Genomic DNA, 24,214 nt, shown 5'->3' on the forward strand with positions numbered 1-24,214 from the left:
TCTCTCGCCGCGTCGACTGTCGCCAGGAGAACTCACCGATGTCTGCTAAAAACATATCCTTGAACGGGAAGCTTGCGGCCACGTTCGCAGCCCTCATTCTGATCTTCGTGTCCGTTTCGGCTTTCGTCTATTCGAAGGCGACGGCGTCGGCGGCCGCCTCCGCCGAGCAGGAAAAATCGGAACTGCTCGTCAATCAGATCGACGATGCGCTGCAGGCCATGCTCGAGCAGGCGGTCAACCTGCGCGGCTTCATCCTCTTCCGCAGCGACAGCACCTATGGCGATGTCTTCGCCAACCGCGAGCGCATGCTGAAGGCGATCGCTGCCGCCAAGCAGACGGCATCAGGCGAGCCGCAGCTGCTCGAGATGATCGACGGCATGCAGAAGGCCGCAGACCTCTATTTCCATGAACTTGCCGAACCGCAGACCAAGGCGCGCAAGGAAACCGACATGCCGATCGAAGAGGTCGTCAAGATCGGCGTCAACGCCACCAAGGGTCAGCTCGATGGTTTCCGCCAGGCGTCCACCAAGATCAAGGCCACCGCCCGCGAAAAGTCGAATGCTCTTGCCGCGATCCGGGCCGATGCCAACAGCGATCTGGCGACGACACTGCTTGCTGGTGGCATTGTCGCCTCGCTTGCCGCCGCCCTTCTCGCCTGGCTGATGTCGCGCACCATCGTCCGCCCGGTCGTCGGCATGACCGCCGCCATGGATCGTCTCGCCGGCGGTCAGAACGACATCGAGGTCCCGGCTGTCGAGCGCGGCGACGAAATCGGCCGCATGGCCCAGTCGGTTCTGGTCTTCAAGCAGGCGGCGATCGAGAAGCTGCGCCTTGCCGGTGAAACCGACCGCATGCGTGATGATGCCGAGCGCCAGCGCCAGGCAAGCGATGAGCAGAAGGCGCGCGAGGAAGGCGAGCTCCGCCATGCCGTCGACGCTTTGGCCGGTGGCCTTGCCGGCCTTGCCGTCGGTGATGTCGCCGCCCGCATCCAGGCGCCCTTCGCGCCGCAATATGACAGCCTGCGCAACGACTTCAACCATGCCGTGGAAAAGCTGCAGGCGGCACTCCAGTCGGTCGGCCGCAACGCCTCGGCGATCAATGCCGGCGCCGGCGAGATCCGCTCGGCCGCCGACGATCTTGCCCATCGCACCGAGCAGCAGGCCGCCGCCGTCGAAGAGACCGCCGCAGCCCTCGAGCAGGTGACGACGACGGTGCGCGACAGCGCCAAGCGCGCCGAGGATGTCGGCAATCTCGTCGAGCGCACCCGCCTCGGTGCCGAAAAATCCGGCGATGTCGTCCGCAGGGCGGTCTCGGCCATGCAGCAGATCGAAAAGTCCTCGGGCGAAATCTCCAATATCATCGGTGTCATCGACGATATCGCCTTCCAGACCAACCTCTTGGCGCTGAATGCAGGCGTCGAGGCGGCACGCGCCGGTGAGGCGGGCAAGGGTTTCGCGGTCGTCGCCCAGGAAGTGCGCGAACTGGCGCAGCGTTCCGCCAAGGCTGCGAAGGAAATCAAGGACCTGATCACCAATTCCGGCACGCATGTTCAGACCGGCGTCACGCTGGTCGGCGAAACCGGCAAGGCGCTGGAGGCGATCGTCGCCGAGGTGCAGGAGATCAACCGTAACGTCAACGCGATCGTCACCGCCACGCGCGAACAGTCGATCGGGCTGCAGGAGATCAACACCGCCGTCAACAATATGGATCAGGGCACGCAGCAGAATGCCGCCATGGTCGAGGAACAGACCGCCGCAAGCCATGCGCTCGCCCAGGAAGCCAGCGCCCTGGACGAGTTGTTGCGCCAGTTCAAACTCGGAGCCGAGCTTGCCGCTGCGGCCCAGAAGACTTCAGCCGCAACGCCCGCCTCCCGCCCGGTCGCCTCACCGGCCCGCGCCCTCGCCAGCAAAGTCACCAAGGCATTTGGCGGCAAACAGGCAAGTGCTGCGGCTGCGGTTCAGGAGGATTGGACGGAGTTCTGAGAGCGGCGCTTTCGGAGACAGGTTAAAGGAAGAGGGCGGCGCAGGGGTGCCGCCTTTTTTCAATGATGAGATGGTTATGGTGCGGCCCGCAGCCCCCTCATCCGACCCTTCGGGCCACCTTCTCCCCGTTGAGGAGAAGGGGTGATGCCGCGACCTCTCGATTACCTCTTCTCCCCAGCGGGGAGAAGGTGCCCGTAGGGCGGATGAGGGGGCCACACGGCACACCCTCACAATTCATCTACCCAGCAACTCCAACCGCAACCCCACGCCCCAGCGCCCGGAACACCGTCGAAACAATCCCCGCGCGATCCAGCCCCGCATGGGCGTTCATCGCTTCGGGCTTGGCCTGTTCCATCCAGATATCCGGCATAACAAGCGAGCGGATCTTCAGCCCGTTGTCGAGCAGGCCTTCGCTTGAGAGATATTGCATCACCTGACTGCCGAAGCCGCCGACCGAGCCTTCTTCGACGGTGATCAGCATCTCGTGGTGGCGGGCGAGCTGGCGGATCAGATCGTGGTCGAGTGGCTTGGCGAAACGCGCATCGGCGACCGTCGTCGACAGGCCGGCGGCCTCGAGATCCTCGCTGGCAAGCAGGCAGTCGGCAAGCCGCGTGCCGAAGGAGAGCAGCGCCACCTTGGTGCCTTCCTTGACGATGCGGCCCTTGCCGATCTGCAGGATTTCGCCCCGCGCCGGCATGTCGACGCCGACACCTTCGCCGCGGGGATAACGGAAGGAGATCGGACCGGCATCATAGGCGGCGGCCGTTCGCACCATATGTTTCAGTTCGGCCTCATCGGCTGCCGCCATCACCACGAAGCCAGGCAGGGTGGCGAGGAAGGCGGTGTCGAAGGAGCCGGCATGGGTCGGCCCGTCGGCGCCGACGAAGCCGGCGCGGTCGATCGGAAAACGCACCGGCAGTCCCTGGATCGCGACATCGTGGACGACCTGGTCATAGGCGCGCTGCAGGAAAGTTGAGTAAAGCGCGGCGAACGGCTTGTAGCCCTCGGCCGCCAGGCCGGCGGCAAAGGTCACGGCATGCTGCTCGGCGATGCCGACATCGAAGCAGCGCGACGGGAAGGCTTCGGCGAGCTTGTCGAGGCCGGTGCCGTTCGGCATGGCGGCGGTGATGCCGACGATCTTGTCATCGAGGGCGGCTTCCTGCACCAGCGCTTCGGCAAAGACGCTGGTATAGCTCGGCGCATTCGGTTTGACCCGCGCCTGGGCGCCGGTGATGACGTCGAACTTGTTGACGCCGTGATATTTGTCGGCCGCGGCTTCCGCCGGCGGATAGCCCTTGCCCTTCTGGGTGACGACATGGATCAGCACCGGTCCGCGCCCATTGTCGCGCACATTGCGCAGTACCGGCAGCAGATGGTCGAAGGAATGCCCGTCGATCGGCCCGATATGATAGAAACCCATTTCCTCGAACATCGTGCCGCCGGTGACGTAACCGCGGGCATGCTCCACGGCGCGGGTGATCGCCCGGTCGATATTCTTGCCGAGATAGGCCGTCAGTTTCTTGCCGAAGTCCCGGAAGCCCATATAGGTGCGGCCCGAGGCGAGGCGAGCGAGATAGGCGCTCATCGCCCCTGTCGGCGGCGCGATCGACATGTCGTTGTCGTTGAGGATGACGATGAGGCGGGCATCGAGGGCGCCGGCATTGTTCAGCGCCTCATAGGCCATGCCGGCCGACATCGCCCCATCGCCGATGACGGCGATGACGCGGCGATCGGTCTTCTCGAGATCGGCGGCGATCGCCATGCCGAGGCCGGCCGAGATCGAGGTCGAGGAATGCGCCGCCCCGAAGGGATCATATTCGCTTTCGGCCCGACGGGTGAAGCCGGACAGCCCGTTTTCCTGGCGCAGCGTGCGGATCCGGTCGCGCCGGCCGGTGAGGATCTTGTGCGGATAGCACTGGTGGCCGACATCGAAGATCAGCCGGTCGTTGGGCGTATCGAAGACGCTGTGGATGGCGATCGTCAGCTCGACCACGCCGAGGCCGGCGCCGAGATGACCGCCGGTGCGCGACACCGCATCGATCATTTCGTCCCGGACCTCGCGGGCAAGCTGCGGCAGCTCGCGATCCTCGAGCTTGCGCAGGTCGGCGGGATAGACGACCTGGTCGAGCAGGGGGGTCTTCGGCAGTTGTGTCACGGGCGGGCGCTCTTTCTTGCTTTTCCTCGTTTCGCTTTATTCGATTAGATCGGGGCAAAACAAGTGCATTTCAGGAACCGAAGGTTTTCACCTTAGAGCATGGCGGAAAAAAGTGTGAGCGGTTTCGGAAGATATCACTTTCTATTTCTGTGAGTTGCATTTGCCTGATTTGCCCCGCCGAGCGAACGCGCGGAAAGCCGGCGAGCAGCTTGAATATGACACGGAAAGGTAGCAATGTTGCCGTGCTGACTGGGGGGACGGGTCATGGGAACGATTGTTGCAGCGCATGCCTATGTGAACAACGAGGTCGCCTATGTGGCCTGGGAGATCGATGCCAAGATCGAGGGATGCCTCGGGTTCGAAGTCGTCCGCGTCTATCTCGACGAGCAGGGAAACGTAGCGAAAAAGCTTGATGGCAGCGAGGACAGTGTGACCTGCGCCGCCTGGGTCGCCTTCAAGGGGCAGCGCAACCCCCACTGGCTGCCGCAAACCACCTCGCTCTGGCCGGTGCAGAAGCTCTCCTGGCGCGATCTGACGCTGCGCAAGCGGCGCAACGAAATGAGACGACGGCCGGACGAGGTCCGCGTGCGCTATGAAATCCGCCCGCTCGGCGACCTGAAGCCGGGCATGCAGGCCGCGCCCGATCCGACGCCTCAGATGGTCGAGATCAACAAGCGGGACGAAAAAGGCAAGCCGATCGAGAAGAACGGCAGCTTTGAGAAAATCGCGGTCAAGGCCTATGAAGGGCCGCCGCGGCCGCTCGGCTATCTCGGGCCGGCCGTCGCCTCCAATCCGGTCCATGTGACGCGCAAGCGCGGCCAGTTCGAGTCCAGCTTCACCAACGGCATCCTCGCCGCTCAATGGCTGCGGAACGTCCTGCTGGAAGACGGGGTGAAGCAGCCGAACGAGCTGATCGACATGATCTCCAATCCGGAAAACGGCATCCGCAAATATCTTGCCGGCGATGTTATCCCGATGCTCAGGGACTTCATGAATGCGCCCGGCCGCTTCCTTGTCGCCCTCTATGAGCTGGAGGACCTGGAACTGCTCGACCTGTTGCTTGCCAACAAGGACAAGCTGCGCATCATCCTCGCCAATACGGGAAAGGTCGGAGATGATTGGGATGTGCGCAATGCCCACGCACGCACGGCGCTGATCGAGGCCGGTGTCGAGATTCACCACCGCATGTTCAACAATTCGAGCCAGATCGGCCACAACAAATTCGTCGTCCACATCCCGCCGGATGGTGGCGATCGCAGCGTCTTCACCGGCAGCACCAACTGGACGGCGACGGGCCTTGCCGGCCAGTCCAACAATGCGCTGATCGTCAGGAACGATGCGGCCGCCGCGGCCTATGTTTCTTATTGGGAGCGGATGCTGGAAGACAATGCGACGCTGGAAGCGCCTGTCGAATTCGACGACGGCATGCCCGACAACCAGCAGAGCAAGGCGTTCCGGCATTCGAACGAAACGCCTTCGCTCATCCCGACCGGCAATGGCGCTTCGATCGAAGCATGGTTTTCGCCGAACATGCAGAGCCGCAAGAAGGGCAAGGCGACGCCACCCGACTTGCGTGAAGTCTACCGGCTGATGCGCCGCGCCGAGCACGCCGTGCTGTTCCTCGCCTTCTATCCCGGCCAGTCGGGCAGGGATTGCATCGTCGGCGAGGCGATCGATATCGGCCTCAAGGATCAGAAGCTGATCGTCACCGGCGCCGTTTCAAGCGCCCAGGCCATGCCCAATTATGTCGCCGGCAAGAAGAACGATCCCGACGACGAGGACGACGATGTCGACGCCGTCTCGCCCCATACGTTCGACGAGGCCAATGTCTCGATCGTCCGTGCCTCGCGCATCGACGACCGCCAGCTGCTGGCGGATTTCGGCGCCGAGGAACTGACGGCCAAGAAGGTCGGCGCCATCATTCACGACAAGGTGCTGGTGATCGATCCCTTGTCGGACGAGTGCGTCGTCGTCCTCGGCAGCCACAATCTCGGCTTCAAGGCCTCTTACGCCAATGACGAGAACATGCTGATCGTCAAAGGCAACCGCGCGCTTGCCGAAGCCTATGCGGTGCATATCCTCGACGTCTACGATCACTACCGCTTCCGTGCGGTCGAGGCGGAGCTGAAGCGCCAGGGCAAGAAGGGCTGGTCGGGCTTTCTCAATGTCGACGACAGCTGGCAGGACGGCTATGTCAACCGCACGAAGGGAGCGCTGACGCGCTATTTCGCGGCGGGTTGATTGTCGCAAGTTGCCGGCGGCGCATCGCCGCCGTCAACCCTCCGGCAGAGGTACGAATTCCTCCTCGTCACCCGGCACGATATCGAAGCGGCCGCTGCGCCATTCCTCCTTGGCCTTCTCGATCCGCTCCTTCGAGGAGGAGACGAAATTCCACCAGATATAGCGTTTCGAATTCAGCGCCGCGCCGCCGAAGAGCATCAGATGACAGCCGTCGCCGCCGGCTTCCAGCGTGATCGCATCGCCCGGCCGGAAGACTAGCAGCTGATCGGCGGCGAAGCGATCGCCTGCGATGACGACCTCGCCCGACAGCGCGTAGACGGCGCGCTCCTCGTGACCGGCGCCGAAGGGAAAGCGAGCGCCGGGCTGCAGGTTGAGATCGACATAAACCGTGTCGGAGAACGTGCCGACCGGCGATGTCATGCCTTCGAACGAGCCGATGACGACCCGGCCGCGCACCCCTGATGTCTCGATCAGCGGCATGTCGGTCTTTTCCGTATGGGCGAAGGAGGGATCGATCTCCTCCTTGTCGTCGGGCAGCGCGAGCCATGTCTGCAGCCCGGACATCAGCAACGGATGGCCGCGCAGATTGTCCGGCGTGCGCTCGGAATGGACGATGCCGCGGCCTGCCGTCATCAGGTTGATGTCGCCCGGACGGATGACCTTTTCCGTGCCGAGGCTGTCGCGATGGCGGATCTCGCCGTCGAACAGATAGGTGACGGTGGAAAGACCGATATGCGGATGCGGCTTGACGTCGAGCGCCTCGTTGGGCTTCAGGATCGCCGGTCCCATGCGGTCGAAGAAGATGAACGGCCCGACCAGCCGCCGCTGCCGCGTCGGCAGCGCGCGCCGCACCTGGAAGCCGCCGATATCGCTGCTGCGCGGAATGATCAGGTTCTCGATCGCATCGCAGGCGAAGGCATCGCCGGGCAGGGGATCTTTACCGGGAAAGAAGGACATGAGGGATCTCCGCTTGCAGGGACGTCGACCACAGATAGTCCCTGCAGCGCCGCGCGTCCAACAGGATGTGCCGAAGAGGCTCCATGATGTCAGATCGCGGTGAAGCCGTTATCGACGAAGAGATGAGCGCCATTGACGAAGCTCGATTCATCGCTGGCGAGATAAAGGGCGGCCCGCGCCACGTCTTCCGGTTCGCCGATCCGTCCCTGCTGCGCGGCGATCGCGGCATCCGAAACATCGACGCCGAGCGCCTGCAGGTCGGCGACCTCGCGCAGCCCGTGCGGCGTGCGGATGAAACCGGGGCAGACGGCGTTGCAGCGGATGTTTCGGTCGCGGAACTCGACGGCGATGGCGCGGGCAAACATGTGCACCGCGCCCTTGGTGGTGTCGTAGAGCACTTCCATCGGGGTGGCGGCGATCGCCGAGATCGACGAGGTGCAGACGATCGATCCGCCGCCGGCGGCGATCATCTTCGGCAGCACCGCCTTGGTCATCAGGAACATCGACCGCACATTGACGGCGTGCAGCCAGTCCCATTCCTGAAGCGTCGTCTCCAGGAAAGGCTTGATGACGATGGTGCCGGCATGATTGAAGAGGACCGTCACCGCGCCATAGCGTTCCTCGACGCCGGCCACGGCGGCATTGACGGCGGCTTCGTCTGAGACATCGGCCGTCCAGCAGTCGGCCTCGCCGCCGTCATCACGGATCTGCTTCACGGTCTCGGCGGCCGCGTGGCCATTGCGGTCGATGATCGCAACGCGCGCGCCTTCGGCCGCAAACAGCTTCGAGGCAGCACCCCCCATGCCGGTCGCGCCGCCCGAGATGATGGCGACCTTGCCCTTCAATCTGTCCGTCATTGTTTGTCCCCTGATGGTTCCGGAAGGGGATCATAGATCGACCCAAAGCCGATCGCCAAGCGTCTTCAAATGCAGCGTTCGGCAGGCTCAGACGCCGTCGAGCGGCTCGACGCCCTGCGGCTTGCCGGCGCGGTCGAGCCTGATCTTCTCGATGCGGTTCTCGGCCGCCGAAAGCAGCGTCTCGCAATGTTTCTTCAGCGCTTCGCCGCGCTCATAGATCTCGATGGATTCATCCAGCGCCACGTCGCCGCGTTCCAGCCGGGCGACGATGCTTTCGAGTTCGGCGACCGCCTTTTCGAAGGAAAGGCCGGACACTTCCGGCTTGGCGCTGTCAGTCATTCTCAACCCTTCATCATTCTCAGAATATGCATGCCCGCCGATTCGGCCAGCCCTTCGAGATCATAGCCGCCTTCGAGCAGGCTGACGACCCGGTTCTTCGCGTGCCGGTCCGCCAGTTCGAGGACGCGGCCGGTCGCCCAGTCGAAATCCTCGCCGGTCAGATTGATCTGCGCCAGCGGATCGCGGTGATGCGCGTCGAAGCCGGCAGAGATGATGATCAGGTCCGGCCGAAAATCGTCGAGCGCCGGCAGCACCCGCGATTTGAACGCCTCGCGGAAATGGTCGCTGCCGACATTCGGCGAAAGCGGCGCATTGACGATGGTATTGTGCTTGCCCTTCTCCTCCTTGGCACCGCTGCCGGGGTAGAGGGGCATCTGATGCGTCGAACAGAACAGCACCGAGGGATCGTCCCAGAAAATATCCTGCGTGCCGTTACCGTGGTGCACGTCCCAATCGACGATGGCGACGCGCTCGGCGCCATGCCTCTTCTGCGCATGACGGGCGGCAATCGCCGCATTGTTGAAGAAGCAGAAGCCCATCGCCGTCATCTTCTCGGCATGGTGGCCGGGCGGACGCGCGGCGACGAAGACATTGTCGGCCTGGCCGGAAAAGACATCGTCCACCGCCGCCATCGCCCCGCCGATCCCGGTCAGCGCCGCCTGCAGGCTTTTGACGCTGGCATAAGTATCGGCTTCGAGCTGGTTGATCCGATCCTCTTCCTCAGGAATCTCCCGCATGACGGCGGCAAGATGCTCCTCCGGATGCGCCAGCAGCACCGCATCCTCGCTCGCCTCAGGCGCCTGCCGGCGCTCCAGCCGTTCGAAATTCGGATGTTCCAGCGCGACATTGATGGCGCGGATCCGATCCGATCGCTCGGGGTGGCCGGCGGGCGTCACATGTTCCAGGAAGATCGGGTGTTCATAAAGACGGGTGCTCATGGAGACACTCTATCGGCCGCTTGCGTCATGTTCCACAGCAGATGGGGCATTGCCCGCCGATTTCAACAAGTGCTCCCGCGGCGGTTTCGCATGCTCTGGGATGCGAACCGTTCAGCCCAATGTTTGCACCGATCGCATCGTCGCACCGGCACGCCTTCAAGAACCTGCAAGCCAGGCTCTAACACTTTGAATCAAATCTGTTTCGGTCCAATGAATTATGCAGTAAAGTCTGTTTGGGGGAATGTTGTAAGGCAGTATTGTTGATGAGTGAGTCAAAGCGTCCTGGGGTGACGGAAATACGCGTGCCGTTTCGCGATGTCGATATGAACGGCAAGATGTTCCTGGCCTCCTATATTTCTTATGCTGAATCCGTCATTGCCAGCTTCTGGTCGGCGCGGCCCGACGTCGACGACGAACCGCTCTATAGCGCCAGCAAGATCTCCTGCATGCTTCACCGCCCGCTGCACCATGACGAGCCGGCAATCTTCACCGCCGCCATCGACAAGATCGGCGTGCGGTCCATCGGCTTCCTCGTTTCGATCGACACGGGGGAGGAGCGTGCCGCCGAGGTCGAGATCATCTGGCAGGCCCACAACGGGGAGGACCAATCGCCGGCCTCGCTGCCTGAGGAAACGCGCGACTGGCTCTATGGGTTTTTGGATTAGGGGCGTTGCGGCAGGTAGCGATGAAGGACGAGCGAGAGACCGGTCGGTGGGACGCCGACGATGTTGTGAAGTTCATGTATGGAACACAAAGAGGCGCGCTGCTTCTGGCGCTGCGGGATTTCTGGAAAGCACTTCGCTCGGCATGGCCTGATAAGAAAAAGACCTTCGTTTCCCCGCATCGTGGAGATGAACCTCAAGAGTAAGAACCCGTTGCTTGCGGTTTTTACGCAGACGGTTTCCTTGATCTCCGCGATGCGGCTCGGCTTTCCGCCGCCTGAAATTCGTATGGCCGTCCCGTCATCTCGACGCCATGCTGGCAACCAGATCGCTGAACCTCTCGCCCTGAATGCCGACATGCGTTCGCAGCAGGCGGCGGGCCTCGTCACCGTTTCCGGCAAAGATCGCGTCGACGATGGCGCAATGTTCCGAGAAGGAGGTTGAGAGGCGATTGCGCACACGCAGCTGGAGACGGCGGTATGGCCGCAGGCGTCGATGCAGTTGCACGCATTGCTCCTCGAGGAAATCGCTGCGGCTCGCCGCGTAGATCGCCTTATGGAATTCCTCGTTGTCGTAATAATAGGCATCGCTGTCGCCGGCGCCGGCCGATTGTTCGCAGCGGCTGTGGGTGGCGGTGATCGCTTCCCGGGAGGTGTTGTCCAGCCGGCGTGCCGCGAGCGACCCGGCAAGGCCCTCGAGCTCGGCCATGACCTCGAACATCTCGTAGATCCGGTGCGGTCCCGGATCGATCACGACCGCACCCCGGCGCGGACGGATTTCGATCAGCCCGATGGCGTCAAGCTGCATCAGCGCTTCGCGCACTGGCGTTCGCGATACGCCGAACCGATTGGCAAGCACCGTTTCGTCAAGCCGTTCGCCAGGGGCGAATTCGTAGGAAAGTATTGCATCTTCAATCTCATCCCGAAGCCACCGGCCGACATTCTCGGACATCTCTCTTGTATCCTTCATACATAAACGTCATTCTTGTATACACGAATGTTGACGTCGTGTACGAAAGATGACACTCTACATACTACCGGCGAAGCCCGGCGATGGGAAGCAGATGGTCTGAATGGCCGCACAATACGGCTGGTCTTCGGAATCGAGGAGAATGGCATGCCCGAGGCGTCTTTCTTCACCGACATGCTGCAAAGCATCACGGATCACGGTCGCCAGCTTTTGTTTTCCGGCTCGCGCAACACACAGGCCGCCGCCAAAGCCGATCTTCAGACCCTCTGTGAAATGCTGCTGTCGAGCCGGGGCGAAGCATCCGGCATGGCCCTTGCGGCCGAGATACTTGATCGCTGGGAGGCCCTCGACAGCGAGGGCGCGCAGACATTCCTCCAGATGCTTCACGAAAAATTCGGGCCTGATGCGAGCAAGCTCGACCAGGCGATTGAACGCTACCGCACCGACAAGAGTTCGGCCGCCGTTATTGCGCTCCACCAGGCAGCCGAGCCGCGGCGGCAGGAGCTTCTGCGCCGGTTGAATCACGCGCCGAACGGCACCGCCACGCTCGTTCGCATGCGCCAGCAGCTGCTTGCTTCCAAAGACCGATCAGAAGCCTATGACGCGCTTGATGCCGACTTCACGCATCTGTTCGGCTCCTGGTTCAATCGCGGCTTCCTGACGCTGCGACCCATCGACTGGTCGACGCCGGCAAACATCCTGGAGAAGATCATCAAATACGAGGCCGTGCATGAGATCGCCAGCTGGGAGGAGTTGCGCCGTCGTTTGGCGCCGGCCGACCGTCGATGCTTTGCCTTTTTCCACCCGCGACTGGCCGACGAGCCGCTCGTCTTCGTTGAGGTGGCGCTTACCCGATCCGTGCCGAAGGCGATCGCCGATGTGCTCGATGAGGGCAGGGAGCAGATCAATGCCGACGAGGCGACGACGGCTGTCTTCTATTCGATCTCCAACTGCCAGGATGGCTTGCGCGGCATCTCCTTCGGCAATTTCCTGATCAAGCAGGTCGTGGAAGACCTGCGCCGGGACCTGCCCGGCCTGAAGAATTTCGTCACACTGTCGCCGGTCCCGGGCTTTGCCCGTTGGCTTGCCAAGGTGCGCGCCGCGGCAGACGGCCTGGTTCTATCCGAAGCGGCCCTGAAAACGCTGGCCTTGCTCGACGATCCGAACTGGGCCGGCAAGGAGAACGGCGCGGCCGAAGTGGAGCTCGTATTGCTGCCGCTTGCGGCGCGCTACTTCCTGACCGAGCGGACGCCGGAGGGCCGTCCCGTCGATCCCGTTGCCCGCTTCCATCTCGGCAATGGCGCGCGGCTTGAACGATTGAATTTCCTCGGCGACCGCTCGCCCAAGGCTATCCAGCAGGCGCACGGTCTGATGGTCAATTACCTCTACAAGCTCGACGACATCGTCGCCAACCACGAGGCGCTGGCGCAGCGCGGCGAAGTGATCGCCTCGCCCGCCGTCAAAAACCTGCTCAGCCAGAGCGATGACGGCCGCCGCGGCGGCCATGGCCAGCAGGGCTCTCGAGCATTCGTACAACTGATGAATTCCACGCTTGGAGGAGGGCGAAAGTGAGCAACCATCTTTTCGACGCCATGCGGGCCGCCGCGCCCGGCGCAGCGTTCATCCGGATCGATAGCACCCGCATATGGACCTATGACGACGCCTTCGCTCTTTCCGGCCGCATCGCCGGCGCGATGGACACGCTCGGCATCCGCCCCGGCGACCGGGTTGCGGTGCAGGTCGAAAAAAGCGTCGAGGCGCTCATCCTCTATCTCGCCTGTCTTCGCAGCGGTGCCGTCTACCTGCCGCTCAACACCGCCTATACGCTAGCCGAGCTCGACTATTTCATCGGTGATGCGGAGCCGCGTCTGGTGGTCGTCGCCCCGGCCGCCCGGGAAGGCGTGGAGACCATCGCCAAACGCCACGGCGCGATCGTCGAAACCCTCGACGCCGACGGCAGTGGCTCTTTGCTCGATCTTGCGCGCGACGAGCCGGCCGACTTTGTCGATGCCTCGCGCGCCGCCGATGATCTGGCCGCGATCCTCTACACCTCGGGAACAACGGGCCGTTCGAAGGGAGCGATGCTCACCCATGGAAATCTGCTCTCCAACGCCCTGACCCTGCGGGACTACTGGCGCGTCACATCAGATGACCGGCTGATTCATGCCCTGCCGATCTTCCACACGCACGGGCTCTTCGTCGCCACCAACGTCACGCTGCTCGCCGGCGCCTCGATGTTCCTGCTGCCGAAGTTCGACGCCGATGAGGTCGTTTCGCTGATGCCGCAGGCAACGATGCTGATGGGCGTGCCGACCTTCTACGTGCGTCTCCTGCAAAGCCCGCGCTTCGACAAACAGGCGGCGGCCAACATTCGCCTGTTCATCTCAGGCTCGGCGCCGCTGCTGGCGGAGACGCATACCGCGTTCCAGGCGCGGACAGGCCACGCGATTCTCGAGCGCTACGGCATGACCGAAACCAATATGAACACGTCGAACCCCTATGACGGAAAGAGGATTGCCGGGACGGTGGGCTTGCCGCTGCCTGACGTGACGGTGCGGGTGACCGATCCCGCCACCGGACAGGTGCTGCCGCCTGAAGAAACCGGCATGATCGAAATCAAGGGGCCGAACGTCTTCAAGGGCTATTGGCGCATGCCGGAGAAAACCGCGGCCGAATTCACCGCCGACGGCTTCTTCATCAGCGGCGATCTCGGCAAGATTGATCGGGACGGCTATGTCCACATCGTCGGCCGCGGCAAGGATCTGGTGATTTCGGGCGGCTACAACATCTATCCGAAAGAGGTCGAGAGCGAGATCGACCAGATCGACGGTGTCGTCGAAAGCGCTGTGATCGGCGTGCCGCATCCCGATTTCGGAGAAGGCGTAACCGCCGTCGTCGTGTGCAAGCCTGGCGCCGTCCTGGATGAAAAGAGCATCGTCAGCGCTCTTCAGAACCGCCTCGCGCGCTACAAACAACCTAAACGCATCATCTTCGCCGAAGACCTGCCGCGCAACACGATGGGCAAGGTTCAGAAGAACATCCTGCGGCAGCAATACGCCGATCTTTACACCAGGACGTAAGGCGACCGCCCTCTGGGAGGAGGGCGCGCCGGCATCCGCATCAAACTTGAACGCAACAGCTACGGCGCTGGAGGGAGGGGAATCATGGGTATTGAAATACTGGCCATAGGCCTGCTGGTCGCGATGTTCATCATTGCGACGATCCAGCCGATCAACATGGGCGCGCTTGCTTTTGCCGGCGCCTTCCTTCTCGGCTCCATGACCATCGGCATGAAGACCGGTGATATTTTTGCCGGCTTCCCGAGCGATCTGTTCCTGACGCTGGTCGCCGTCACCTACCTCTTCGCCATCGCGCAGATCAACGGCACCATCGACTGGCTGGTCGAATGCGCCGTGCGCCTGGTGCGTGGACGCATCGGCCTGATCCCATGGGTGATGTTCCTCGTCGCCGCCGTCATCACCGGTTTCGGCGCGCTTGGGCCGGCCGCAGTGGCCATTCTCGCCCCCGTGGCCTTGAGCTTTGCCATTCAGTACCGCATTCACCCGGTGATGATGGGTCTCATGGTGATCCACGGCGCCCAGGCAGGCGGCTTTTCACCGATCAGCATCTATGGCGGCATCACCAACCAGATCGTCGCGAAGGCCGGCCTGCCTTTCGCTCCGACGTCGTTGTTTCTCTCGAGCTTTTTCTTCAACCTGGCGATATCTGTGCTGGTGTTCTTCGCCTTCGGCGGCGCAAAGGTCATGAAGCACGCGCCGGCAACATCACCTGGCCCCTTGCCCGAACTGCATCCCGAGGGCGTGTCGGCCTCGATCAGGGGCCACGGCGGCACGCCGGCCAAGCCGATCCGGGAGCATGCCTACGGCACGGCGGCCGATACGGCGGCGACGCTGCGTCTGAACAATGAAAGAATCACCACCCTGATCGGCCTGACGGCGCTCGGCATCGGCGCCCTGGTTTTCAAGTTCAATGTCGGCCTCGTCGCCATGACCGTCGCCGTCGCCCTGGCGCTGCTGTCGCCGAAAACCCAGAAGGCGGCGATCGACAAGGTCAGCTGGTCGACCGTGCTGCTGATCGCCGGCATCATCACCTATGTCGGCGTCATGGAAAAAGCCGGTACGGTCGATTACGTCGCGCACGGCATCTCCAGTCTCGGCATGCCGCTATTGGTGGCGCTGCTGCTTTGCTTCACCGGCGCCATCGTCTCGGCCTTTGCATCCTCGACCGCACTGCTCGGCGCCATCATCCCGCTTGCCGTTCCGTTCCTGCTGCAAGGACATGTCAGCGCTGTCGGCGTGGTCGCGGCGATCGCCATCTCGACGACGATCGTCGATACCAGCCCCTTCTCCACCAATGGTGCACTTGTCGTCGCCAATGCGCCGGATGAGAGGCGCGAGCAGGTGCTGCAGCAGTTGCTGATCTACAGCGCGCTGATTGCTCTCATCGGTCCCATCGTCGCCTGGCTGGTCTTCGTCGTGCCGGGACTGGTGTGACGACGACGGGCCGCCGAGCCCATCGCTTCCGCCGCAGGCGATCGCCTGCGGCCATTCCCCTAAGTGGCGATTGCCGGCCTCGGTTGACGTGGCCGAGGCTGTCATAAAAATTTCATATCGAGCCTATTGCGAGGATCGCGAAAGTAATCCACTATTTTTATCAGGAAACAAAATTTCCTGATGCAAGAAAGGACACTGATTGGATTCATATCTTCTGACCACCATGCTCGTTGCAGGTCTTCTGGCCTTTGCCCTGTCCGCGGTAAAAGAAGGAACAACCGCCCAGACCACCGCAAACACCAGGCGCAGTGCGGACTCAGGCGGCGATGCTAGTGTTGAGTTCGAGGCCTCTGATGACGGAGGTTGCGAAGGCGGCGATGGAGGTGGCGGGGACGGTGGCGGAGGAGACGGTGGAGGAGGAGACTAGATCAAACGGAAATCGATAGAATGCCCGACCGCCTCAAGGCCGGTTTTTTGTTGCCCGAACAACGCTCCGTGCCAGGCCGGAATCTCAGACGCGCGCGGGATTGCAGAACTGATCTGACGGGCTGATAGACGAGCGGATCCAACACGCAATTCAATTTTGGGGTCGTCGCAGGAAACTCGCGCCCTATCTCAGTCGGGTCGGCGCTGGGGCGAAGGTGTTGGAGACAATCAATATGGCAAAATCTGCGGCTGGAAGCCCGTATATTTACGGGATCGACGCACTGCGATTTGTATGTGCGCTCATGGTGACCGTATTTCATCTTGGATTTGCTTCCTGGGCTTCGCCGTTATATCTCCGAGCCTATGCAATGCCGGCGATCGAGAACATCGCTCAGCCCGGATGGGTTGGCGTCGAATTGTTCTTCGTCATATCGGGCTTCGTCATCGTCAACTCCGCCGCTTCCGCCAGCGCCATGTCCTTTCTCAAAGGGCGCATTCTGCGGCTCTATCCGGCGGTATGGATCTGCGCATCGCTGACGCTGATCATCATCGCGACGCAAGACGTCAACAGACGCCTCCTCTGGAATTATCTGCGCTCGATCACGCTCTATCCCGGCGGGCCCTGGATAGACGGCCAATATTGGACCTTGGCATGCGAGATCTGTTTCTATGCCATCATCTTCATCATGTGCGCGACGCGGCAAAAGACGAGGATGCCTGCCCTGGCGCTCGGCCTGTCGTTGGCCAGCACAGCGTTCATTGCGCTGTTATACGCCTTTCCCGATGCAGCCATCCCGGCCATATTCACAGAGACCGCCTGGCGGGCCATTCCCTTCTATTATGGCTGCCAATTCGCTATCGGCATCTACATATGGCTGCTGTCCCAGGGTCGGATGAACCGCATTTCCTGGCTGGGCTTCCTCTGCGCCCTGGCGACGGGGACTGTTCAGATCTACATGGCAGGCGAGAACACCAGCGACCGTACGCTCGCCGCTGCGGGCCATGCTTTCTCGTCGTTTCCCGCAATCGTCGTCTGGGCGGCGGGGCTGGCCTCGATCGTTGCAAGCGTCGGCTACAGCAAGCGGATCAGTCACCTGCCGGCCTCCTTCCTTCAGTCGGTGAAGACCCTCGGCTCGATGACCTACCCGCTCTATCTCCTGCATTTCGCCATCGGCGTCCAGCTTCTCGACTGGTTGACTGCTCTAGGATTGGCACCGCTCCCGGCGCTGGTTCTAGCCGTCGCGATCGTCTGCTCAATGTCGCTTGCGGTGTGCAAATGGGGAGAGCCGCCGATCCGCAAGGTCCTGCGAGGGTTCCTCGACCGGCTTGGGCAGCGCGCTGCCGGATTTCAGGCGAAGGAGTCTCGGGCTTAGGGGGAATCGAGAAGAGGGTAGGCCGGAGGCGCGATGACGTCCGATTTCCCGTCTCGGTTCTTGCCTTGAAGTTTACCCCACTCTCCGTCCTGCTCGGGCTTGACCCGAGCATCTATGTGGCCTCTTGCAGCACGGGGAATGGATTCCAGGCTCAAGGCCTGGAATGACGGAGGTTGAGGAGAGCGAGCGGCAGGGGACACTCCGCTCAAGGCCCCTGCCGCGGAGCTCACTCCACCTTGCTCCTGCTCAGGCTTGACACGCGCATTCACGCGACTTCCTTCAACGCAGAATGGCCGCCTTCGCGCGGAAGGCGGCCATTGCGACACGCTGAGCAAGTATCGGCCGTTACGCGCTCAAGCGCGCGCCGGCAGCAGGGGATAGCCGACCATGACGGCGCGGCCGAGGAGGGCAGCGACGATGGCCTTGATCACATCGCCCGGAATGAAAGCCATCGAGCCGACGAAGGCTTTCGTGAAGCCGAGGCCTGCGACGGTCGCGAGGTAGGTGATGCCGAAGGCGTAGAGCACGACGATCCCGCCGATCATCGCGGCCAGGAAGAAGCTCACCGTCTGCACCAGGCCGGATTGCCCGTGGTTGACCAGCCGCTCGCTGAGATAGCCGGTGACGAAGGCGCCAAAGATCCAGCCGACGAGGAAGCCGGCCGTGGGCGAGGCGAAGATCGCCAGGCCGCCGCGGCCGCCGGACAGCACCGGCAGGCCGATCGCGACCAGCAGCAGCACGATCAGCACGGCGATCGCGCCGCGCCGGGCGCCGAGCACGACGCCGGCCATCATGACGCCGAGCGATTGGGCGGTGATCGGCACCGGGATGAAGCCGAGCGAGATCGGCGGCAGCAGGCCGAGCGCCACGATAATCGCGGCAAAGAGGGCGGTAAGGACGAGGTCGCGGGTGCTCATCATGAACTCCGTGTTAAAAAATCGTTAACTTCCATGCCGCCGAATGCGGCGCGCGTCAATCGCGGCGGCGACATTATCCGCGTCCTTCAGCGTCAGAATGATCAGCGGCGCAAGCAGGCTAGTCGGCCGGACCTTCAGCCCCCGCGCCTTGTGCGCCTCGCGGATCGCCTGGTAACGGTTGACGATCTCAGGCACGAAGCGCAGCACCAGCCCGAGAGCGAGACCGATATCGTCGGCCTGAACCCGTCCGGTGCGCTCGAGCGGGCGGGCGAGCGCCGTCACCTCGTCGATGAACTCGGTAATGGTCGTCGTCGCCGTCACGCTGGCGGCGAGAAGCATCAGCGCCGTCAGCCGCAGCACCGGCACGAGCGCTGTCTGCCATGGATTGAAGATGAGGTTGAAGAGGGCGACGACCGCAATCGTCAGGAAGATCGGCCGCAGACGTCGCAACGCCTCGTCGAGCGGCAGGCCGACCGTGCCGTAGAGCACCGCCGCCGCCAGCACGGCGCCCGAGAGCAGAAGCAGATTGTGGCTGATGAACAGCAGCATGGCGAAGGCCGTCAGCGACAGGAGTTTTGCCCGCGGCGAGAGTCGGTGCATGCGGCTGTTGCCTTCGACGTAGAGCGATTGCATCAGGCGGCGATCTCTCTGTAGCGGGCGATGGCTTCGGCCGCCGGCGCATCGGCGGCAAGCCGCCCTTGATGAAACAGCAGCACCCGCTCGAACCCGCCGATCAGCTCGAGGTCGTGGGTGATGACGATGGCGCTTTCCGGCAGTCCGGCGATGATCCTCTCGACCAGCGCCCGGTTCTTCAGATCGAGCTGGTTGGTCGGCTCGTCGAGGATGAGAATGCCGGGGCCGGTCGCCAGCACCGAGCAGAGTGCGGCCACCTGCAGTTCGCCGCCGGAAAGCTCGTGCGCGCGGCGATCGGCCAGCGCCTCGGCGCCGAAGCGGGCCAGCACGCCTTCGACCCTTGCCTCGATCTCCCCTTTGCTGAGGCCGCGCCGCTTCAGCCCGAAGGCGATGTCGTCCTTGACGATCGGCAGGATGATCTGGTTCTGCGGCGACTGGAAGATGAAGCCGACATCGGCGACAACAGTCTTCTCGTCGGCCGTGTCGCGGCCATTGACCATGACGCGGCCGCTGGTCGGCTTGGTCAGCCCGTTGATCAGCCGCGCAAAGGTGGTCTTGCCCGAGCCGTTCAGCCCGATGACGCCGATGCGTTTGCCGCTGATGGCGAGCGTCAGCGGCTCCAGCGCCACCCGCGCCCCGAAACTGACACCCGCGCTTTCGAATTGAATGTTCAAAGCAGTCCCTCGTATCCGGCGACGCTGGAAAGCGCCATCAATGGGCAGATCTGCGAGACCAGCCCCTCATCCGGCTGCCGCCACCTTCTCCCCGCTTGCGGGGCGAAGGGGCCATGCGGCGACCTCTCGGTTCCCCACCAGCCTCTCGCAGGGCACGTCCCCTCTCCCCGTCAGAACGGGGAGAGGGTTAGGGTGAGGGGCAGCCGCGCCGCAGACGCAGCCATTGGCGCCAACCTGATAGCAGTGCTTCTACAAAGAGCAAATCGCGCTGTCGATATCGGGTGGCTAGGAAGATTTTCCGCGTTATGATACGGCCATGACGAATCTGCTTTCCAATTCCGATGCCCGCCGCGTCTTTCTTGCCAAGCAGGGCCTCAGCGCCCCACCGAACCGCGCCTTGACCAAGGCCGGCCTGCTGCAGCTGATCCACGATCTCGGCTTCGTCCAGGTGGATAGCATCCAGACGGTTGAGCGGGCGCATCATCAGATCCTGTTTTCCCGCAACCAGACCTATCGGCGCGAGCATCTGAAGGCGCTGCTCGAAAAGGAACGCGCGCTGTTCGAGCATTGGACGCACGATGCCTCGATCCTGCCGAGCGCCTTCTTCGTCTATTGGAAGCACAAGTTCCGCCATCAGGAGAAGGTCTTGGTCGAGCGCTGGCGCAAGTGGCGCGGCGAGGGTTTCGAGGCGGCTTTTGAGGAGACCTATGAGCGTGTCCGTCGCGACGGCGCGATGCTGGCGCGCGACGTCAAGGCCGATGGCCACGTCTCCGGCGGCTGGTGGAACTGGCATCCGAACAAGACGGCGCTCGAATATTTCTGGCACACCGGCAAGTTCGCCATCGCCGGCCGCTCGAATTTCCAGAAGATCTATGATCTGACCGAGCGCGTCATCCCGGCCGAATTCCGCGAGCCGGAGGTGAGCCGCGAAGACTTCGTCGATTGGGCCTGCCGCAGCGCGCTTGCCCGCCTCGGTTTTGCCACCCACGGTGAGATCGCAGCCTTCTGGAACCTGGTCTCGCCCGACGAAGCCAAGGCCTGGGTATCAGCCCATCGCGACGAGCTGACCGAAGTGCTGGTCGAGCCGGCGCTCGGGGCCAAGGCACGGCCATCCTGGGCCTTTGCCGACTTTCTCTCGACGCTCGACAGCCATCCCGATGCTCCGCCCCGCATCCGCGTGCTCAGCCCCTTCGACCCGATGATCCGCGACCGCAACCGCACCGAACGCCTGTTCGGCTTCTTCTACCGCATCGAGGTTTTCGTGCCCGAGCCGAAGCGTGAGTATGGCTATTACGTCTTCCCGCTGCTCGAAGGCGACAGGCTGATCGGCCGCATCGACATGAAGGCCGACCGGAAGAAATCGACGCTCGATGTCAGGCGGCTCTGGCTGGAGCCGGGCGTGAAGCCTTCTGCCGGGCGGCTGGAGCGGCTGGAGGCGGAACTGGAGCGGGTGGCGCGGTTTGCGGGGGTGGAGAAGGTGGTGCTTTTGGAGGGGTGGAGAGGGTAATCCCTTCGCGGCAGGCGCAGCGTTCTCCGCGAAAACCCCTCCCCAACCCCTCCCCACAAGGGGGAGGGGCTGCTGCGTGGCGCCCCGTCGAGTTTCATTCCTGACGACGCCAACATGTGGAAGCGCATTTCGGCGGCACGACCCGGCAGCGGGTTAGTCCCTCCCCCTTGTGGGGAGGGGTTGGGGAGGGGTCTTTCTCTTGCCATCGCTGGCTCCGCTCAGCAGATCTCCGTCTTGCTGATCTTGATGCCAAAACCTTCCAGGCCGACATAGTGGCGCTCGCGGCTGGTGAGCAGCTTGATCGAGCTGACGCCGAGGTCCTTGAGGATCTGGGCGCCGAGGCCGATTTCCAGCCATTCGCTCTCGCGCGTCTGCGCCTCGGTATGGGCTTCGCGGCCCTGGTTGCGGGCCTTGCGGCCGTTGTCGTAGTGGCCGACGCCGACGGAGCCTTCGCGCAGATAGACGATGACGCCGCGCCCTTCCGCAGCGATCTTCTCCATGTAGAAATCGACCGGGCTCTTCTTGCCGAAAAGATCCTCGGCAACATTTTCCGGATGCAGGCGCACCGGAATGTCGACGCCGTCGCGGATGTCGCCGAAGACGACGGCGAGATGCTGCATCGGATCCCACGGCAGGGAATAGGTATGGGCCTTGGCCTTGCCGAACGGCGTGTCGATGTCGAAGCTCGCGCCATGTTCGACCAGCGTTTCCTTGCGCTGGCGATAGGCGATGAGGTCGGCGACGGAGACGAGCTTCAGCCCGTGCTTCCCGGCGAAATCGACCACCTGCGGCCCGCGGGTGACGGTGCCGTCGTCATTGACCAGTTCGGAGATGACGCCGATCGGCGGCAGGCCGGCGAGCCGGCATAGGTCGACGGCCGCTTCCGTATGGCCGGAGCGCATCAGCACGCCGCCTTCACGCGATATCAGCGGAAAGATGTGGCCGGGACGGACGAAATCGGCGGCCCCCACATTCGGATTGGCGAGGTTGCGTACCGTCAGCGTCCGGTCGTCGGCCGAGATGCCGGTCGTCGTGCCATGCTTGAAGTCGACCGAGACGGTGAAGGCGGTCGTGTGGGCCGAATCGTTCTCCGCCACCATGGCGTTGAGGTTGAGGCGCTTGGCCTCTTCCTTCGGCATTGGCGCGCAGACGATGCCTGAGGTATGGCGCACGATGAAGGCCATCTTCTCCGGCGTGGTGTGCACGGCGGCGACGATCAGGTCGCCCTCGTTCTCGCGGTCATTGTCGTCCATGACGACGACGATTTCGCCGGCCTCGAAGGCCCTGATGGCGTCGACGACGCGTTTCTGATCGTAAGACATGGACGCTCCTATTTCAGACGGCCGGTCTGGCCGCGGTCGCGAAGATAATGATCGGCAATGGCGCAGGCGACCATCGCCTCGCCGATCGGTACGGCGCGGATGCCGACGCAGGGGTCGTGCCGGCCCTTGGTGCGCACCTCGACATTCTTGCCGTCGGCATCGATCGACTGGCGTTCGGTCAGGATCGACGAGGTCGGCTTGACGGCGAAACGCGCGACGATCGGCTGTCCCGTCGAGATCCCGCCCAGAATACCGCCGGCATTGTTGGAAAGGAAGATCGGCGTGCCGTCATTGCCCATGCGCATTTCGTCGGCATTGTCTTCGCCTGAAGTTTCGGCGGCGGCAAAACCATTGCCGATCTCCACGCCCTTGACGGCATTGATCGACATCAGCAGCGAGGCGATATCCTGGTCGAGCTTCGAATAGATCGGCGCGCCGAGGCCGGCGGGCACGCCTTCGGCGATAACTTCGACGACCGCGCCGATCGAGGAGCCCGCCTTGCGGATGCCATCGAGATATTCCTCCCAGACCGGCACGATCGCCGCGTCGGGAGAAAAGAACGGGTTCTGCCCGACCTGGTCCCAGTCCCAGTTGCTGCGGTCGATCTTGTGCTTGCCGATCTGCACCAGCGCGCCGCGCACGGTGACATCCGGCACGACGAGGCGGGCGATGCCACCGGCGGCAACCCGGGCTGCGGTCTCGCGCGCCGAGGAGCGGCCGCCGCCGCGATGGTCGCGAATGCCGTATTTGAGGTCGTAGGTATAATCGGCATGGCCGGGGCGATATTGCCGGGCGATCTCGCCATAATCCTTGGAGCGCTGGTCGGTGTTCTCGATCAGCATGGAGATCGGCGTGCCTGTCGTCGTCATCGTCTCGCCGTCGGCATCGAGCATGACGCCGGACAGCACCTTCACCAGATCGTCCTCGCGCCGCTGCGTGACGAAGCGGGACTGGCCCGGCTTGCGCTTGTCGAGCCAGACCTGCAGGTCGGCAAGCGTAAAGCGCAGGCCGGGAGGGCAGCCGTCGACGACGCAGCCGAGCGCCGGACCATGGCTTTCGCCCCAGGTGGTTACGCGGAAGAGGTGACCGAATGTATTGTGCGACATGTGTTCCCACGGCGGCGCCTGAGCGCCGGTCGCCGCCGGCCGCGCCATTGCTTGAAAAGGCGCGACACTCATAGGCCAAAAAACCGCCGAGGCAAAAGCCTTTCTTTGCGTCAAACCGGCAGCGGCGGAAATGCTGTTTCCGCCCGTTGCAACGGGAGGGGCGTCACGAAGCCCGAAGGGAAGGGCGTGGTTAACGCAGCGTCTTGATTATGTTTAAAATGCGATTCATCAATTGGGCGGGAAAAGCCATCCTTACGGGCAATTTTCGCCATATTCAGGAGATTATCTGTGGCCAGTGTTCTCGTGCAGCGTTTCAAGAGGATTGTTGCCATGCGTTTCGTCGTCGCCACGCTTTTGGCCACAGCAAGTTTCCTGTCGCCGATGAGCGGTTTTGCCGAGAGCGCCGATGTCGAGGCGACGATCAAGAAGGTCGACACGGCCAATCTCGTCCTGACGCTCGACGACGGCAAGACCTATCAGGCGCCGGAGGAATTCAATTTCGACGGCCTCGAAGCGGGCGTGAAGGTCATCGTCTTCTACACCGAGGTCGACGGCAAGCGCGTCATCAACGATCTCGATATTGTTAAGTAGGTGGTTTCCAGGGGATGGTCGTGTGAGATCGGCGCCAATGGCTGCCCCTCA

21 protein-coding genes are annotated in these 24,214 nt (G+C 62.9%); 9 read left to right on the forward strand and 12 right to left on the reverse strand.

Annotated features, from left to right (window positions below; genetic code table 11):
* The first annotated feature begins 38 nt into the window (after window positions 1–38).
* Entirely contained in the window at window positions 39–1,982 is a 1,944-nt protein-coding gene (locus GGD53_RS18720; RefSeq protein ID WP_184458243.1) for a methyl-accepting chemotaxis protein, read from the forward strand.
* Window positions 1,983–2,220: 238 nt separating this feature from the next.
* On the opposite strand, the gene dxs is transcribed toward GGD53_RS18720, so the two are convergent.
* Window positions 2,221–4,137 (reverse strand): 1-deoxy-D-xylulose-5-phosphate synthase, encoded by a 1,917-nt coding sequence (gene dxs / locus GGD53_RS18725; RefSeq protein ID WP_184458245.1) that lies wholly within the window; start codon window positions 4,135–4,137, stop codon window positions 2,221–2,223.
* Between the two features lie 264 nt (window positions 4,138–4,401).
* On the opposite strand from dxs, the gene GGD53_RS18730 reads away from it, so the two are divergent.
* Window positions 4,402–6,378, forward strand: a complete 1,977-nt coding sequence (locus GGD53_RS18730; protein WP_184458247.1) for a phospholipase D-like domain-containing protein — start codon at window positions 4,402–4,404, stop codon at window positions 6,376–6,378.
* Window positions 6,379–6,411: 33 nt separating this feature from the next.
* Here GGD53_RS18730 and GGD53_RS18735 read toward each other — a convergent pair whose 3' ends face one another.
* The 4 genes from GGD53_RS18735 to GGD53_RS18750 form a co-directional block, all read right to left on the reverse strand.
* A complete protein-coding gene (locus tag GGD53_RS18735; RefSeq protein ID WP_184458249.1) occupies window positions 6,412–7,335 on the reverse strand; it encodes a pirin family protein in 924 nt (307 codons plus the stop codon).
* 89 nt (window positions 7,336–7,424) lie between these two features.
* Complete coding sequence (locus GGD53_RS18740; RefSeq protein WP_184458251.1) at window positions 7,425–8,192, reverse strand: SDR family NAD(P)-dependent oxidoreductase; 768 nt, start codon at window positions 8,190–8,192, stop codon at window positions 7,425–7,427.
* An 87-nt stretch (window positions 8,193–8,279) separates the two neighbouring features.
* Complete coding sequence (locus tag GGD53_RS18745) at window positions 8,280–8,531, reverse strand: exodeoxyribonuclease VII small subunit (protein WP_184458252.1); 252 nt, start codon at window positions 8,529–8,531, stop codon at window positions 8,280–8,282.
* 2 nt (window positions 8,532–8,533) lie between these two features.
* Window positions 8,534–9,469, reverse strand: coding sequence for a histone deacetylase family protein (locus GGD53_RS18750; RefSeq protein WP_184458254.1), 936 nt, complete (start codon window positions 9,467–9,469; stop codon window positions 8,534–8,536).
* Between the two features lie 263 nt (window positions 9,470–9,732).
* Here GGD53_RS18750 and GGD53_RS18755 point away from each other — a divergent pair, with 263 nt between their 5' ends.
* Window positions 9,733–10,134, forward strand: coding sequence for an acyl-CoA thioesterase (locus GGD53_RS18755; protein WP_184458256.1), 402 nt, complete (start codon window positions 9,733–9,735; stop codon window positions 10,132–10,134).
* Window positions 10,135–10,431: 297 nt separating this feature from the next.
* Here the strand turns inward: GGD53_RS18755 and GGD53_RS18765 are convergent, their stop codons facing one another.
* Window positions 10,432–11,082 (reverse strand): GntR family transcriptional regulator, encoded by a 651-nt coding sequence (locus tag GGD53_RS18765; protein WP_184458258.1) that lies wholly within the window; start codon window positions 11,080–11,082, stop codon window positions 10,432–10,434.
* A gap of 165 nt (window positions 11,083–11,247) precedes the next feature.
* Here GGD53_RS18765 and GGD53_RS18770 point away from each other — a divergent pair, with 165 nt between their 5' ends.
* The 4 genes from GGD53_RS18770 to GGD53_RS18785 all read left to right on the forward strand — a co-directional run bounded on the left by GGD53_RS18770 (window position 11,248) and on the right by GGD53_RS18785 (window position 17,413).
* On the forward strand, window positions 11,248–12,672 hold the full coding sequence (locus GGD53_RS18770; protein WP_184458261.1) for a malonyl-CoA decarboxylase: 1,425 nt from the start codon (window positions 11,248–11,250) through the stop codon (window positions 12,670–12,672).
* Window positions 12,669–14,180, forward strand: a complete 1,512-nt coding sequence (locus GGD53_RS18775) for an AMP-binding protein (protein ID WP_184458263.1) — start codon at window positions 12,669–12,671, stop codon at window positions 14,178–14,180. The genes GGD53_RS18770 and GGD53_RS18775 overlap by 4 nt, the downstream gene beginning before the upstream one ends.
* 84 nt (window positions 14,181–14,264) lie before the next feature.
* Window positions 14,265–15,614 carry an SLC13 family permease gene (locus GGD53_RS18780; protein ID WP_184458265.1) on the forward strand — a complete coding sequence of 450 codons (1,350 nt, stop codon included), beginning with the start codon at window positions 14,265–14,267 and terminating at the stop codon, window positions 15,612–15,614.
* Between the two features lie 659 nt (window positions 15,615–16,273).
* On the forward strand, window positions 16,274–17,413 hold the full coding sequence (locus GGD53_RS18785; protein WP_184458267.1) for an acyltransferase family protein: 1,140 nt from the start codon (window positions 16,274–16,276) through the stop codon (window positions 17,411–17,413).
* Window positions 17,414–17,766: 353 nt separating this feature from the next.
* On the opposite strand, the gene GGD53_RS18790 is transcribed toward GGD53_RS18785, so the two are convergent.
* The 3 genes from GGD53_RS18790 to GGD53_RS18800 are packed head-to-tail and all read right to left on the reverse strand — an operon-like array spanning window position 17,767 to window position 19,637.
* Window positions 17,767–18,330 carry a biotin transporter BioY gene (locus tag GGD53_RS18790; RefSeq protein WP_184458479.1) on the reverse strand — a complete coding sequence of 188 codons (564 nt, stop codon included), beginning with the start codon at window positions 18,328–18,330 and terminating at the stop codon, window positions 17,767–17,769.
* 24 nt (window positions 18,331–18,354) lie between these two features.
* Window positions 18,355–18,963 (reverse strand): energy-coupling factor transporter transmembrane component T family protein, encoded by a 609-nt coding sequence (locus GGD53_RS18795; RefSeq protein WP_184458269.1) that lies wholly within the window; start codon window positions 18,961–18,963, stop codon window positions 18,355–18,357.
* Window positions 18,963–19,637, reverse strand: coding sequence for an energy-coupling factor ABC transporter ATP-binding protein (locus tag GGD53_RS18800; RefSeq protein WP_184458271.1), 675 nt, complete (start codon window positions 19,635–19,637; stop codon window positions 18,963–18,965). The genes GGD53_RS18795 and GGD53_RS18800 overlap by 1 nt, the downstream gene beginning before the upstream one ends.
* Before the next feature lie 316 nt (window positions 19,638–19,953).
* On the opposite strand from GGD53_RS18800, the gene GGD53_RS18805 reads away from it, so the two are divergent.
* Window positions 19,954–21,144 carry a winged helix-turn-helix domain-containing protein gene (locus GGD53_RS18805; RefSeq protein ID WP_184458273.1) on the forward strand — a complete coding sequence of 397 codons (1,191 nt, stop codon included), beginning with the start codon at window positions 19,954–19,956 and terminating at the stop codon, window positions 21,142–21,144.
* Between the two features lie 218 nt (window positions 21,145–21,362).
* Here the strand turns inward: GGD53_RS18805 and ribB are convergent, their stop codons facing one another.
* The 3 genes from ribB to GGD53_RS18820 all read right to left on the reverse strand — a co-directional run bounded on the left by ribB (window position 21,363) and on the right by GGD53_RS18820 (window position 23,904).
* Entirely contained in the window at window positions 21,363–22,466 is a 1,104-nt protein-coding gene (gene ribB, locus GGD53_RS18810) for a 3,4-dihydroxy-2-butanone-4-phosphate synthase (RefSeq protein WP_184458275.1), read from the reverse strand.
* 8 nt (window positions 22,467–22,474) lie between these two features.
* On the reverse strand, window positions 22,475–23,572 hold the full coding sequence (gene aroC / locus GGD53_RS18815; RefSeq protein WP_184458277.1) for a chorismate synthase: 1,098 nt from the start codon (window positions 23,570–23,572) through the stop codon (window positions 22,475–22,477).
* 110 nt (window positions 23,573–23,682) lie between these two features.
* Window positions 23,683–23,904, reverse strand: coding sequence for a hypothetical protein (locus GGD53_RS18820; protein WP_184458279.1), 222 nt, complete (start codon window positions 23,902–23,904; stop codon window positions 23,683–23,685).
* On the opposite strand from GGD53_RS18820, the gene GGD53_RS18825 reads away from it, so the two are divergent.
* A complete protein-coding gene (locus tag GGD53_RS18825) occupies window positions 23,903–24,163 on the forward strand; it encodes a DUF1344 domain-containing protein (protein WP_003569889.1) in 261 nt (86 codons plus the stop codon). The two genes, GGD53_RS18820 and GGD53_RS18825, sit on opposite strands and share 2 nt — an antisense overlap.
* Window positions 24,164–24,214 lie beyond the last annotated feature (51 nt).

The sequence above is a fragment of the Rhizobium aethiopicum genome (assembly GCF_014197535.1).
In the GTDB taxonomy this organism is placed as follows: domain Bacteria; phylum Pseudomonadota; class Alphaproteobacteria; order Rhizobiales; family Rhizobiaceae; genus Rhizobium; species Rhizobium aethiopicum_A.

Excerpts from the sequence above, each read along its gene's own strand:
- GGD53_RS18770 (WP_184458261.1), top strand. The coding sequence starts at position 11,248 with ATGCCCGAGGCGTCTTTCTTCACCGACATGCTGCAAAGCATCACGGAT.
- aroC (WP_184458277.1), bottom strand. The coding sequence starts at position 23,572 with ATGTCGCACAATACATTCGGTCACCTCTTCCGCGTAACCACCTGGGGC.
- GGD53_RS18730 (WP_184458247.1), top strand. The coding sequence starts at position 4,402 with ATGGGAACGATTGTTGCAGCGCATGCCTATGTGAACAACGAGGTCGCC.
- GGD53_RS18780 (WP_184458265.1), top strand. The coding sequence starts at position 14,265 with ATGGGTATTGAAATACTGGCCATAGGCCTGCTGGTCGCGATGTTCATC.
- GGD53_RS18735 (WP_184458249.1), bottom strand. The coding sequence starts at position 7,335 with ATGTCCTTCTTTCCCGGTAAAGATCCCCTGCCCGGCGATGCCTTCGCC.
- GGD53_RS18750 (WP_184458254.1), bottom strand. The coding sequence starts at position 9,469 with ATGAGCACCCGTCTTTATGAACACCCGATCTTCCTGGAACATGTGACG.
- GGD53_RS18820 (WP_184458279.1), bottom strand. The coding sequence starts at position 23,904 with ATGGCAACAATCCTCTTGAAACGCTGCACGAGAACACTGGCCACAGAT.
- GGD53_RS18720 (WP_184458243.1), top strand. The coding sequence starts at position 39 with ATGTCTGCTAAAAACATATCCTTGAACGGGAAGCTTGCGGCCACGTTC.
- GGD53_RS18785 (WP_184458267.1), top strand. The coding sequence starts at position 16,274 with ATGGCAAAATCTGCGGCTGGAAGCCCGTATATTTACGGGATCGACGCA.
- GGD53_RS18795 (WP_184458269.1), bottom strand. The coding sequence starts at position 18,963 with ATGCAATCGCTCTACGTCGAAGGCAACAGCCGCATGCACCGACTCTCG.
- GGD53_RS18765 (WP_184458258.1), bottom strand. The coding sequence starts at position 11,082 with ATGTCCGAGAATGTCGGCCGGTGGCTTCGGGATGAGATTGAAGATGCA.
- GGD53_RS18790 (WP_184458479.1), bottom strand. The coding sequence starts at position 18,330 with ATGAGCACCCGCGACCTCGTCCTTACCGCCCTCTTTGCCGCGATTATC.
- GGD53_RS18805 (WP_184458273.1), top strand. The coding sequence starts at position 19,954 with ATGACGAATCTGCTTTCCAATTCCGATGCCCGCCGCGTCTTTCTTGCC.
- GGD53_RS18745 (WP_184458252.1), bottom strand. The coding sequence starts at position 8,531 with ATGACTGACAGCGCCAAGCCGGAAGTGTCCGGCCTTTCCTTCGAAAAG.
- GGD53_RS18825 (WP_003569889.1), top strand. The coding sequence starts at position 23,903 with ATGCGTTTCGTCGTCGCCACGCTTTTGGCCACAGCAAGTTTCCTGTCG.
- GGD53_RS18755 (WP_184458256.1), top strand. The coding sequence starts at position 9,733 with ATGAGTGAGTCAAAGCGTCCTGGGGTGACGGAAATACGCGTGCCGTTT.
- ribB (WP_184458275.1), bottom strand. The coding sequence starts at position 22,466 with ATGTCTTACGATCAGAAACGCGTCGTCGACGCCATCAGGGCCTTCGAG.
- GGD53_RS18740 (WP_184458251.1), bottom strand. The coding sequence starts at position 8,192 with ATGACGGACAGATTGAAGGGCAAGGTCGCCATCATCTCGGGCGGCGCG.